The sequence below is a fragment of the Flavobacterium anhuiense genome, from assembly GCF_050990855.1.
Classification (GTDB): Bacteria; Bacteroidota; Bacteroidia; order Flavobacteriales; family Flavobacteriaceae; genus Flavobacterium; species Flavobacterium anhuiense_C.
On record NZ_CP158861.1, the window covers coordinates 4,352,830 to 4,366,458 of the forward strand.

At 35.7% G+C, this 13,629-nt stretch carries 6 protein-coding genes; all 6 read right to left on the bottom strand.

From position 1 onward, the window contains the following. Window positions 1-59: 59 nt before the first annotated feature. A complete protein-coding gene (locus tag ABTV69_RS19010; RefSeq protein ID WP_433831579.1) occupies window positions 60-3,209 on the bottom strand; it encodes a DUF6298 domain-containing protein in 3,150 nt (1,049 codons plus the stop codon). A gap of 193 nt (window positions 3,210-3,402) precedes the next feature. After that, window positions 3,403-5,109, bottom strand: a complete 1,707-nt coding sequence (locus tag ABTV69_RS19015; RefSeq protein ID WP_433831581.1) for a polysaccharide lyase — start codon at window positions 5,107-5,109, stop codon at window positions 3,403-3,405. 46 nt (window positions 5,110-5,155) lie between these two features. Beyond that, window positions 5,156-5,845: a DUF3826 domain-containing protein gene (locus ABTV69_RS19020; protein ID WP_433831583.1), complete on the bottom strand. Its 690-nt coding sequence runs from the start codon at window positions 5,843-5,845 to the stop codon at window positions 5,156-5,158. A gap of 179 nt (window positions 5,846-6,024) precedes the next feature. Then, on the bottom strand, window positions 6,025-7,740 hold the full coding sequence (locus tag ABTV69_RS19025) for a polysaccharide lyase (RefSeq protein ID WP_433831585.1): 1,716 nt from the start codon (window positions 7,738-7,740) through the stop codon (window positions 6,025-6,027). Between the two features lie 104 nt (window positions 7,741-7,844). Beyond that, window positions 7,845-9,821 carry a RagB/SusD family nutrient uptake outer membrane protein gene (locus ABTV69_RS19030; RefSeq protein ID WP_433831587.1) on the bottom strand — a complete coding sequence of 659 codons (1,977 nt, stop codon included), beginning with the start codon at window positions 9,819-9,821 and terminating at the stop codon, window positions 7,845-7,847. Window positions 9,822-9,839: 18 nt separating this feature from the next. Further along, a complete protein-coding gene (locus ABTV69_RS19035) occupies window positions 9,840-13,232 on the bottom strand; it encodes a SusC/RagA family TonB-linked outer membrane protein (RefSeq protein ID WP_433831589.1) in 3,393 nt (1,130 codons plus the stop codon). Between the last annotated feature and the right edge of the window lie 397 nt (window positions 13,233-13,629).

A 13,629-nucleotide genomic window follows, 5' to 3' on the forward strand; every position in this document is an offset into this window, starting at 1 on the left:
TTTCTCTCGCAGATTTAGCAGATTTTTTAATCCTTTTAATCTGTGAAATCTGTGGCAAATTATTTCTTCACTACAAAAAGCACTTTTTCTTTTATTTCTGCTTGTGGAATTGCTACTTGTTTTCCTCCGCTGATGTTGGCTTTTTTGGTTATATTTCCTGTTGAAGCATTGATTGCGAATACTTCAAATGTTCCTTTTGCGTTTGATAAATCAATTGCAATATCTTGATCGTTTTTCAAATAGAAAAGATAGCTTTTTCCTTTGTTTTCTAATTTCCAAAGATTGTCTGAGAACGTATTTCCGTCAACTAATTTCATTTCGCTTAAAGCGGCATAAAATTGAGACAATTCGATTTTTGGAATGTTAGCCATTGAAGCACCTCCCATCAAAGCTGGCCATCCGAAACGAGAAGAACCGTCTGTTGAATATAAAATCACTTTTTCAGGATACTTTTCTCGGTATTCTCTAACGGCACGATACACTTGATTGTCAGTCTCTTTTCCTGTTTTCAGTTTTCTGGCGTGCTGTCTTGGTGCTAAATTAACACCTCCTTGTGGAGCATAAGCCGAACCGTCTTCTTTGTAATACCAATAACGAATGTCGATAACATCAACTGTTTTTACTCTTTTGGCATCATTTAAAATCGCATCCTGAACATCTTTAGTTGCACTTAAACCGATTAATCCTTTTTTACCTGTTTCGTCTTTCCACTTTTGAGCTTCGTCTAACCAGAATTCCATAAAATGAAGCGGACCTGTATATTCGGCGCTTGTTAACTGAATTACGTTGCTGTTATCTTGAAAGTTTTCGAAAGATTTTCTAATGAAACCTTGGTGTAATTTTCTTCTATCAGCATTCGTAATATCGTAAAACTGCTCCGCCATGAAAATACGTTTGTCTCCTGCATAAGGCGGTGGCTCAGGAAATCCAGAGTTGTTTATATTATTTGCCGAACGCCAAGGTGAACTTGCCCAATGCGCTCCCGCTTCTAAAATATTGTGCTGAAAATATTGCTGATTGATTAACATTTGTCCGTTTGGTTCTGCCAAAGTTGCAAACTGCGCTAAACGGCTCCAGTACCAATCGTTGAATTTCGTTAAGTCGTATTTACTTAAATGATCCCAAGCCAAGTCTTTTCCGCTTCTTGCAAAAGGCTGTTCGTAAAACGGAGGCCAAGTATCATCGTCGATTCTTCGTACACGTTCGTGATCGTCCATTCTGCGGTCGTACCACAAACCATAATTGTGTTCTAAGGCGATGATATTATTCGAAGTCAAATAATCAACTGTTTCCTGAACTCGGTCTGTTAATCCGTTTCCTGTTCTTCCTGGCACAAAACGAGTTACGTGCGGTAATGATTTATTTACGAAATCATCTGTAAGATCACCTCTCCACCAAGCCACATTCATTTGTTTTCCGGCAATTACTTTTCCGTTGAAAGTCAACCAGCCATTTTCTGTGATTACTTTTGACTTATTTTCCGATTTATTCGAAGAAGCAATCTTTAAATCATTTGCATTTTTTAAACCTGAATTATTAATGTTAATCGGGTTTTGTTTTGAAACTTCTGCAATCCATTCCGGTAAACTTTGTTTGGTTGTAACCGAAGCTTTAGTCAATTCTTGCGCCACTTCGATCGTTGGACTTGAAGAGGGTTCTGATCCTAAATCGTAAATAAAAGCTGGTGAAGGAAGTTTTCCTAATCTGCTTTCTAATTGCGTGTAGAATAAACTTCTAGGGCTTATATGTCCGTTTACGTCTTTCCAGTGTCCGTTTCCTCCAAATTGTCCCCAAACTCCAAATGCCCAGTTTTGAGCTGTTGGCGGACTATAACATTCTACTTTTGAAGCTGAAGATTCCCAGATAACAGAATTTGCAGCTGTCCATCCAGCTCCTCTTCCACCCTGTTCTCTGTTGTTGTAACTCAATGCTGCACCGTCAATATTAGCAATGTCAAATAGAACTCCAGTTGCCCAGCTTCCGATTGCGCCGCTATTGCTGAATGGAAGATGCGATTCGCACTGAACAAAAGCATTTGGACCTGTTGTTCCAAATCCTCCCACAGCGAAATCATGATATCCAAATTCTGAATAACAACGTTGGAAAAGCGTTTGTTGGCCTTCTGTATAAAATGTATGTCTTCTGAATGAAGCGATTTCTGAAACAGGTTCAGTCGCGATACAATCTTCAACTGTAATCTGCTGACTTGTTTTTAACACCGTAACGGCTCCACCCGCAAAATGTTTAAAATTAACTTGTTTTACCCAAGCATTTCTAGTGTTTTCAATACTGATTGCTTGCCATCTATGTTCTTCGTCTTTTGCATTTGAAGCATTAAAAGTTGATTTAATCAAGATGTTTTCAATTCCAGCGTTTTCAACTCTTCCTGGCCATGAATAAACCGTCACTTTTGAAACTCCGAAAACATCATCTAACGACATTGTAATTGGAGCATTCAATGTCACTTCATTTCCGTTGACCTTAGTTACAACTCTATTCCAAGTCATACTCCAAGCGCCTTTTTTCCATCCAATCCAAGAAGTTTCTCCACCGAAATCCTGCATGTTTACTTCTTTAATGAAATTCTCTGTCAAAGGTTTGCTGATTTCTATTTCGTCTGAAACTTTTAATTTCGAAGTGTTTTTTAATTGGATTTTCTGAGTTCCAAGCGGTGTATAAGCGTTATTAAATTCGAATGAATCTTTATACACTTTATCGTTTACACCTAAAATTCTAATTAAAGCTTCTCTTTCTAAACCTGTTCCTAAAAGTACAGTTCCGTTTTCAGCATTTCCACTTCCTCTTAGGACAACACCCGATTTTCTGATGTATAAAGTTCCGCTAACCTTGAAAATTCCTTTATCTAAAAGAACTGCTCCGCGAAAACCTGATTTGTCTGGTTTTAATGCGCTTACATAATCGATTGCATTTTGAATTTTCTGCGTGGCATCGTCTTCTTGTTTGGAAACAAAAATCTTGTTTTCCAAATTCGGAATTGCAACTTCAGAATTTCTATATCCTGCAAAAGAGAAATCAGGAATCTGGTTTCCTTGATTGTCTGTGGTAAAAGAAAGTTTTCCTTCTTTGTTTTTTACAATGTCTGGGAAAGTGTTTTGGGCTGTGATGTTCCCACATATAGACATAGTAAAACACATTACGAATAATGTGTTTTTTAAAGAAGTAATATTTTTTAACTGAGTGAAATTCAATTTAATGATATTTTAGTTTTATATTCTTCACAATCTTGTCATTTCGACGAAGGAGAAATCTCACGCGGGATTCACGCACTGTTGTCGAGTTACTAGTGTGATTTCTCCTTCGTCGAAATGACAAACTGGATGGTTATATTATATTTAAGAGACCTAACAGGTTTTAAAAACCTGTTAGGTCTTCATACATTCGCTATTGTAATAATGACTTTAATTTAGCCAACGTATCAGTGTTATTATCGATTTTCGTCCAATCTGTTTTACTTGTTGGATCGATTCCGTTAAAATACTTTTCAATGTTAGTATAACCGTCTCCGTTTAAATCTTTATTGGCATCTGAAGCATCATTTGGATTTAAACCATATTTTTTCTCCCAAGCATCTGGAATTCCGTCATTATCAGAATCTTTGTATGCTTTCCCTTTATAAGTTGGATAACCGCCAACTTGATTTGGATGTGTTATAATTCCTTTTTTATAAGAATCTGCTGGCAATCTTCTTTTGATAAATTCTTTTCCAATTGAATTTTCTAAACCGTCTTTTGCTTCGATTTTTCCTGTACGAACTTGCTTAATCACTCTTTCATCAACAGCATCTCTTTTTGGAATTGTCGCTCCAACATTTGCCAAAACAAATTCGTATGCTTCTTCTGCACCCATAATTTTGAATTGAGGCATTGAGAACGGTTTTGGCTGTTTAATAGCCGCTAAGAACTCTTTTGTTTCTGCTTCTGGAAGGCTTTCCAATTGTACTCCGCCATTCCAGTTATCTGCTGTAACTTCTGGAGAACCTACAATGAAATTTCCTGAAACATACGCTCTTCCATATTGTTTTGGCTCAATATATCCAGACTCAGGTTTTACAATTCTATGCGAAATTGGCTCACCTGCTGGCGTTATTGGACCCGGTTTAAAATAATTATTGATGATATTTAACATCGAACGGTAATCACCGCCATCTAAGGTACGATTCCACCAATTAAATACTACGTTATTCACAAAATTAAAGTCACCGTACATTCCGATAGAAGCATTTCTAGAAATGTTGTCGGCCCATAAGTTACGCATAAAAGTACTATTTAATCCGCCAATTGTACTCCCGAAAGCGTGATTATAAGTATCTAAACCTTCAGATGAGATCGTATTTTGAATTGTGATATTACAAGCTGGCAATTTCTCTAATTTAGATTTTGAATTAGCTGCAAATTGATGTCTGTATAAAGAAATGTTTTCATCTAATCCCCAGCTTACAGAACAGTGGTCAACGATAATATTTCCCATTGGATTTCCGCCAAGAGCATCATCTCTTCTTGTTACTTCCGTTTCGCCACGTCTAAAACGCATGTGTCTGATAATAACGTCATGAGTGTCAATTTCTAAAGTTTCACCTGCGATGCAAATTCCATCTCCAGGAGCAGTTTGTCCAGCAATAGTCACATAAGGCGCACGCATGCTGATTCTCTTTTTTAAACGAATAATTCCTGAAACATTAAAAACAATTGTTCTTGCGCCAACTGCTTCACAGGCTTCACGGAAAGTTCCTTTTCCGCTATCTTCTAAACTCGTAACTACGAATATTTTTCCGCCGCGTCCGCCTTGCGTATAAGCTCCTCCTCCTTCAGCACCTGGGAATGCAGGAATTTCAGCAAAAACAAAATCTTTTGGATAGGAAGCCCAAGGTAAATATGGTTTTCCTTGTTTTGCTTCTTCTTTGATAATATGAAGGTTTGCATTCCAGATTTCGCTCAATCTTGTTTCTTCATCAGCTAAAATAGCATCTGCTTTTGCTTGAACGTCTTTAGGAATTACGGGATATTGGGCATACGCCGATGATACAAGGGAACAAAATGAAAAAGCCATTAATGTTCTCTTTAAAGTACGGTTTAGAAAAATATTTTGCATGAAATTGTGTGGTGTAGTTAATAGTTATTAGTGTAAAATTGAGAGATTATTCTTTTGAAGTAGAATCTTTTACTTTGTTTTTCTCTCTTTGTTCAACACGTTCGTGCCAGTCTTTACTTTCTTTATTTAGATCGTAACCTTGTTTTGATAAATAGTTGTTGATTCTTCCTTTGTATTTACCAAACCAGCCATGTTTTTCTTTAGATGAACCTCCGTCCATTGCATGCTCTCTGGCTTCAACTAAAGCATTGTAGATATATTCTTTTTGTTCTGCAGTTAAGTTTGGAAGCATGTCGTTATAACCTGCAACCGTAATTGGAAGCACCCCGTAAGTCATTCCGTCTTTAACTTCAGTAATTTTGTCTTCTGATAATTCTTTACCTAATTTTTTTAGGTAAGATTTATGCAATTTAGCAATTGACTCGTCTGCTTTTGTTTTCAGCTTGTCAATTTTCTCATTTTGTTTTTCTTTCGCTAAAGAAGTATCTTCTTTTACTTTTTTGATGTCAGCATCTCTACCATCGTGAATTTCGCTTAAATCTCTAAACTGCTGTGCTATTATATTTGAAACCGCTTTTTCTTTTGCTTCATTTTTCAAATCTAATTTTACAACAATTTTAGCAGCTCTTTCGTTAGTAACTTTAATATATTCAGGATCTAAATGCTGTTGTGCATTTAAAGTTGAAAATGCGAAAACGATTGATAATAAGCCTGCGTTTATTTTATTTAGTCTCATGATTTTACTTTTTTAAAATTTAAAGGCGCTTTCTTTTTAATCTCGCAAAGTCGCTAAGACGCAAAGTTTTTACTCTTCACTTTTTTTAATATACTTTGCGTCTTAGCGACTTTGCGAGCAATTTTTTCAGCTTTCGCGAAAAAAAATAGTTGCGCTTTCTATGTTTTCAAAAACTGTTCCTATTTTAAATCTAACAGCGGTCTAACTAATGTTTCTTTGTTATTAGCTAAATCTTTCCAGTTTACTTTTATTGCAGGATTTACACCGTTGATGTAATCTTCAATATTAGAATATCCGTCTCCATTTAAATCTCCTTTTGCATCTGATGGATCGTTCGGATTTAATCCGTATTTCTTCTCCCAAGCATCTGGAATTCCGTCTTTATCTGTATCTACATAAGGTTTTCCTTTGTATTCAGGATATCCTCCAACTTGAGAAATATCTGTAATGATTCCTAATTTATAAGAATCCATCGGAAGGCGTCTGTGTTCGAACTGGTAGAAAGTCTTTTTCTCTAAACCTTTTGCATATTCTGGAACTCCTGTTTTTACAGTTCTTACAATCCTTTCGTCAACTTTATCTCTAAGAGGCAATGTTGCTCCTGCATTTTTAAGCACGTAATCATACGTTTCTTGAGCAGTCATAATTTTGTCAAACCATGGCATTGGCATTGGTTCGTTTACTCTCATTTTTGGAAAATATGCTGATGCTTCTGCAAAGCTCATCAATTCTCCTTTTTTAGTTTCCATTTGCACACCGCCATCCCAGTTATCTTTAGAAACTTTTTCGTTTCCTTCTACAACATTTCCGTTTACATATGCTCTTCCGAATTCCATGTAATCTAATTTGCTGCGTCCAGCTTCTGGTTTCAGAATTCTGTAGCTAATTGGCTCATTTTTATTAGTAGCTGGTCCTGGCTTAAAGTAGTTATTGATAATGTTGTATTTTGCTGTATAATCTCCTCCATCAATAGAACGGTTTACCCAGTTGAACACAACGTTGTTTACAAAATTGAAAATTCCGTTCCATCCAATTGATGGATTTCTACCTGTGTTGCTAGACCACATATTTCTTAAGAATGAGCAATTTTCTCCTCCTAATGTACTTCCGAAAGCGTGGTTATAAGTGTCTAAGCCTTCTGCAAACAAACTATTTTGAATAGTAACGTTTACTGTTGGTAATTTTTTATCTGCAGAATTTGGTGTTCCATCGTTATACATGTGTCTGTAAAAAGACATATTTTCATCTAATCCCCAAGTTGCAGAAACGTGGTCAATGATAATGTTTCCAACTGGATTTCCACCAATTGCGTCATCTCTTCTTCCCACGAAAGTTTCTCCTCTACGGAAACGCATATGTCTGATAACTACGTCATGTGTATCAACCCAAATGGACTCTCCTGCCACACAAATTCCATCTCCAGGAGCAGTTTGTCCTGCAATGGTCACATAAGGCGCACGGATAATTAATGGGCTTTTTAATTTGATAATTCCAGCAACATTAAAAACGATTATTCTCGCTCCTCCTTTTTCACAAGCTTCACGTAAAGTTCCAGGTCCACGATCTTCGAGACTTGTTACAGTGTAGATGTTTCCGCCACGACCTCCAAAAGAATACATTCCTCCTCCTTCAGCTCCTGGAAAAGCAGGAATGCTTGCTTGTGGTAAATCGGTTGGTCTTGCAGCCCATGGAATATATGGTTTTCCTTGTTTTGCTTCTTCTTCAATAACAACTAAAGCTTTTTGCCAAGCTTCATCAGAAAGTCTTTGAGCTTCTTCTTTAATTGCTTTCTCCTGAGCCTGAACTTCTGGACTAATTTTTGGATACTGAGCAAAACATTTTGCACTTCCCAAAAAAAGCAGAGATGATGCGATAAATAATGCGGAATTTTTCATGTTAATTTTTAATTACGGTAATTCTTTTTAAACAAATCACCTGTATCTTTTGACAAATACAGGTGAAAAGTTTTGTGTAATATTCTGTTTTTTATTCTAAAAATTTATTCTTGATAGTTGAATGTTCCTTGCGCTCCGAAGTTATCATTCCAACCAATAGTTTGTAATAACCATGGATTTGCAGTTAATGCTGTTGTATTTAAACCATTAATGTAATAATTAGGATTAAACTTAATATTAACCGGCGCCCCGTTGAAATTATCCATCGGAGTAATTAATGCTGTACGAATAAAGTTTGTATTATAGAATGTTGCCAAAGTTGCTAACTGTGCACTAAAATTTGCAGCATCTGGATCAACTACTACACTTGCACGAGCAGCCGCTAGCGGATCTGTAGTCGCTGAAGATGTTGCAACTCTATATTGCAAGAAATTACCAGTACGTTTTGTTCCGTTAATTGGTGTTAAACCTAATTTACTTACAGTACCTCCTACAACTCCAGGCAATGCTTCATTATCATACAACATCCATCTTTGAACATCCCAAAAACGTTTTCCTTCGTAAGCTAATTCTACTCTTCTTTCATATAAAACAGCTTCGATAGCTTGGTATTTATCTGCTAATGTGCCAATTCCATAATTGTTTGCTGAAGGTATGCCAACACGATTTCTAATTCTTCCTAAGTAAGTCAAAGTATTATTAGTTTGCCCTAAAGCCGCATAGCATTCAGCAATATTTAATAATAATTCAGCGTAACGATATTCATAAATATCTGTTCCAGAATATTGGAAGTTCGTTTCTTTACTAGCAGCAGTATTACTCATTTTTCTTACAAAAGCAGGGCTTGATATTGCTGTATTCCCATCAGAAAAGCCAGCTTTGTTTGAACCATCTACCCAACGGTAAGCCCAAAGAACGCTATTTGGAGTTTCTTTACTTCCCCATTTCATACCTGAAAAAGCAAAAGTTCTGTAAAATCTAGGATCTCTGTTAAGGAAGAAAGTAAAATCGTTATAACCATTAGCTGCAGTTGGTCTTTTCCCGTCTGCCATTGGAAACAAGTCAATCATTTCTTTAGGAGCAGCAACTCCTCCTCCTGTTCCTCCTAAACTTAATAATCGGATTCCTTTTTCCCAAGAATTATTAATTGCTTGAGAAGCAACACCAAATCCGCAAAGCTGAACTGTAATTGCTTCTGAACAAAAAGCATTATCAATCAAGAACATTTGCTCCCATTGTTTTGCAGTACTTCCATATAGACCGTAACCATCTGCAGTCAATTGAGCTTCTGCTTCTAATCCTGCTTTCAAAGCAGCATCCCAACGTTCGTTTGAACCATCCCAATTTTTATTGAATAGTGGGCTGGCAAATGTTAAAAGCACTCTTGACTTTTGAGCCAAAGCAGCTCCTCTAGTGAAACGTCCATAAGCTGCAGCTCCCCAAGTTCCTGGTAATAAACTTGCAGCCATATCTAAATCTTTAACTATTTGGTCTACAACTTCAGAAACTTTTGCTCTAGGCAACTGAATTGAAGGATCAGTAGCCGATGCATCCTGAACAGAAGTTACAATAGGAACTCCCCCGTAAACACGCATCAAATCAAAATATTGCATGGCGCGCATATAATACATTTGCCCTTTTGCTTGATCGCGGAAAGTTTTATCCAAGTTTGAACCTTTTACATCAATATCTTCTAAAAATGCATTACACTCTCTAATTCTATTATATGGATGATTATTAATGCTAGTTGCTAATTTAGCTCCATAATAACCACTTGCGTCAGCAGAGTTTATAAGTGTTTTATTTGGATTAATAAAATCCTGCGTTCCCCCTAACTCTTCTGTTAATCTTGAATTTGCATCTGTATAAGAGCCAATGATTGTAGCTGTTGGAGATTTATAAGCATTATAAAAATCATAATATTGATTATCTACATAAGCTTGTGCACGCTCTTGAGTCTGATAGAATGTGTCATCGTAAAAGCCATAGCCTTTTTTATCCTTTAAAAAATCATCACTACAAGAAGCAGCACCTACAGCAAGCAATAGTGATAGCGTTATATATTTAAATGGTGTTTTCATAGTTTCTTTTAATTTTGATTAGAATGATACGTTAAAATTAAGCGACCAAGTTCTAAGTGTAGGATAATTTACGGAAGAATTATCATACATATTTCTGTAATGATCTGGATAAGGATTGTATAAATCCCAAAGATTATTACCTGTAACTCCCAGCGTTATAGCAGCAATTTTAGTGTCTGCAAAAACTTTTTTAGGAATGTCATAGTTAAGACTTAAGTTTCTAACAAAACAACGGAAAGTATTTAGCTGCCAGAAATCTGATGGACTAGACATATAAGTCCATTGTGCTACGTTTGGATATTTACCATTCGGATTATCATCACCATACATATCGCTCCAGAAACTCTCACGAGACCACATATTGTGTGCAGATGATGTCCCTTGATTTACTAAATCTACAAAATTAGCACCTCCCCAAGAAGTTGATATTTGAGTTCTTAAAGAGAATCCTTCATATTTAAAACCTAAATTAGTTGTGAAACCATAAGTTCTACTGCTGTTAGCCAATTTCACATAATCATTCTCTTTCATGATTTGCCCGTCTGCTGGTGCTAAAGTTCCATCTGGATTAAGCTGTCCAGCAACATCTTGATAAGCTAAAGATCCTTTTCTCATACCTGCCATAGAATTGATATCAAAATATCTTGGCACTCCTCCAACTGCAGTAGCACGTTCTGTCAAATATGCCCAGTAATTTGCGATATCTTCATCTGTACGTAAAATACCATCTCCTGTTGAAGTTCCTTTCCAAACTGCAAATCCCCAAACTGGATTAAATGATGAATATCCTACACGTGTTGTATTATTAGATGGTACAAGATTTCCTTGATCTGGATATTTTTTGATTTCATTGTTATTATAGCTAAAGTTGATTCCAACATTGTAACTCATATTACTTTTGATCTTATCACTCCAGTTGATAGCAATCTCATGTCCCCATGCATCTATCTCACCATAATTTTGTTCTGCATAAGCTCCACCTACAGAAATTGGCACACCTACAGCGCTGCTCATATCTGTTAACATCTCTTTATTTTTATCGTAATAGTAATCATACGTTAAGCTTAATCTGTTTTTCAACACATTAATATCAACTCCTAGGTTGTTTTTTATAGTAGTATCCCATGTAACATTTCTATTTGGGTTTACTCTAGGAGTTAGACCATTTCCATTCCATCCTCCACCGCTCGTAGCTGTACCAGGACCGAACTGAAATCCTTTGTCTACGATAAGATCATAATATTGCTCCCATCTCCAAGGCTGAATATTATCTTTTCCTGTTTTACCAATAGAGTAACGAATTTTAAAGAAGTCAACCCAAGGCAAACTTTTTTCAAACCAGTTTTCTTTTGACATTACCCAACCCAATTGAACAGATGGGAAAGTTCCCCAATAATTCTCTGGTGCAAATTTTGTCGAAGCATCGCTACGTAAAATAAACTGGAATAAATATTTTTGTTTATAACTGTAATTCAAACGTCCAAAATAAGACAACGTTCCTCCTTCAACTTTGGTAGCTTGACTATTAGAAGTACTTAGTGTTCCAGCAGTACGATAATCACCTAAATAGTCTTTTCCTGTTTGCTCATATGCCAAACGAGTAAATGTACTATATACTTCTGAAGCTTCACCACCTACCATTGCTCCAATTTGGTGATCTCCAAAAGTTCTGTCATAATTAATTAAGAAATCCCCTTGAGTACTTTTACCGTTTGTAGTATTGTAATAAACTCTTGAATTTCTTACGTTAGTTTCTAATACATAGCTACCTGTCGGATTAGTAGTTGCATTATAAAAACTAGGATTAGCCGCACTTGCCAAGTGTTTATCCTGTAATTGATAATCTCTAATTCTAACCAAATCGTATGGCAATTGAATTTGCTCACTATAAACTGAGCTCTGATTTCTCGAATACGTTACTTTAAAAGACAATCCTTTAACTGCTGCTAACTTATAATTTAATGAGGCATTGACATTAAATGTATTATCATCCGTAGTTTGATGTGAACCATTATTTAAATTTGCAAAGTAGTTCCATCCTGCAATATTATTATTTGCATTAGCGCTTCCAAAATTTTTGTTTGAATTAGGAAAAGGAGAGACATAGTAATTTTTACCATCCACAACTGTTTCCCAAGGCACGTGTTGCGGCATGTGCAACAAGAATCCATAATCGGCTTGTTCTCCACCAGCTGCAGAACCATAACTACCGTCACTTATATTAGATGATGCCTTTGTAAATGATTTATCGACAAATCCAACATTTCCAGAAACAGAAGCAGAAAAATCTAAATTTTTAGCAATTTTTGCATTAATTCCTGTACGGAAGTTCCATTTATCATATTTCTGATTTCCTAAATTGGCATCTTGTGTTAGATAAGTTGCACCTGCGAAATAAGTAATATCTTCACTACCTCCACTTACGTTGAAAGAGTGTTTTTGCTGAATAGCTGGTTTCCAAGCTTCTTTTAACCAATCATATTTCAAGCCTTTCATTTGCTCCAACTCTGCATCTGAGTATATAGTAGCCGGATCAATAACAGCTGGAGCAGCTACTCTCGATTTAAAAAACCTGTTACTAAAAACGCCAAACTCATACGCGTTAAGCACTTTACTATGACTAACTGCATCATTTATAGCGAATTGGCTATTGTATGAGAATTTTGCTTTCCCAGATTTACCACGTTTCGTTTTTACAATAATTGCTCCTTGAGAAGCGCGAGAACCGTAAATTGCAGCAGAACCATCTTTTATCACAGTAATACTTTCAATCTCTGAAGGATCTAATCTATTAAACTGCTCTAATGTAGGTTTACCGTTACTCGGATCAACTTGAATCATATCGTCAATGATAACTAATGGAATACTAGATCCTCCATCTTTAGACAAACTAAAAGTTTGACGAATTTGAACACTTCCTGCTTCACCAGGACGTCCAGTTCCACTAGTAACACTAACACCTGGAACTAATCCTTTTAATGCGTCAGATAAATTGGTTACTGGCAAGTCCATTAAGTCATCAGCCTTAATTGTAGCAATCGCTCCAGTAAGTTCCTTTTTCTTCTGACTACCATAACCAACTACAACAATATTCTCTAATTGGTTAAAATCGTCTTCCATTTTTGCATTCACAATAGAACGATTATTAAGCGGTATTTCTATTTTTTTCATTCCGATGAAAGAAAAAACTAAAGTTCCACCACTTTTAACTTTAATCTGGTACTTTCCGTTGTAATCTGTAGTGACCGAATTTTTGGTAGATTTCTCAGTTATGTTAACTCCAGGTAACAGTCCACCTAAATTATCTGTAACGGTTCCCGTTACTGTAACTTGATTACTTTGAGCATAACTCAATACACTCATCAGAGTAAACAAAAGAAAACTACATCTTTTTATAAGTGCTTGTTTCATAAATGTTTTTTTTGGTTAGGTTATTAATGTTAGTTAGTCATGTTTTAATGTGTCTTGCTACTAACAAAATTTTTCTTAATGGAATCTTAAATCAATTTTATTAAATGTTTAAAACACATTTATTTTTATATTCCAAAAATATGACGATGACACATTAGAACCGTCCTGCTCTATCCTGTTTTAATCGTGTTATTTCAAAAAAAAAGAGTCAAAAAAAACAATATTAATAAAAAACGAATGGAAAAAATAGATGAATTAAAATATTTAAGATAAATGTTTGCTTAATACAAAATTTATAAACCTATTTTGACTAAAAAACAATAAGATTATTATCAAAAATAAACATATAGTATATATTCTGCAAAACTTAATACTATTACATCTGATAAATAAGAGC

Bases quoted from the DNA above. Each gene is read 5' to 3' on its own strand.
- ABTV69_RS19015 (WP_433831581.1), bottom strand. From the start codon at position 5,109: ATGCAAAATATTTTTCTAAACCGTACTTTAAAGAGAACATTAATGGCT.
- ABTV69_RS19020 (WP_433831583.1), bottom strand. From the start codon at position 5,845: ATGAGACTAAATAAAATAAACGCAGGCTTATTATCAATCGTTTTCGCA.
- ABTV69_RS19025 (WP_433831585.1), bottom strand. From the start codon at position 7,740: ATGAAAAATTCCGCATTATTTATCGCATCATCTCTGCTTTTTTTGGGA.
- ABTV69_RS19030 (WP_433831587.1), bottom strand. From the start codon at position 9,821: ATGAAAACACCATTTAAATATATAACGCTATCACTATTGCTTGCTGTA.
- ABTV69_RS19035 (WP_433831589.1), bottom strand. From the start codon at position 13,232: ATGAAACAAGCACTTATAAAAAGATGTAGTTTTCTTTTGTTTACTCTG.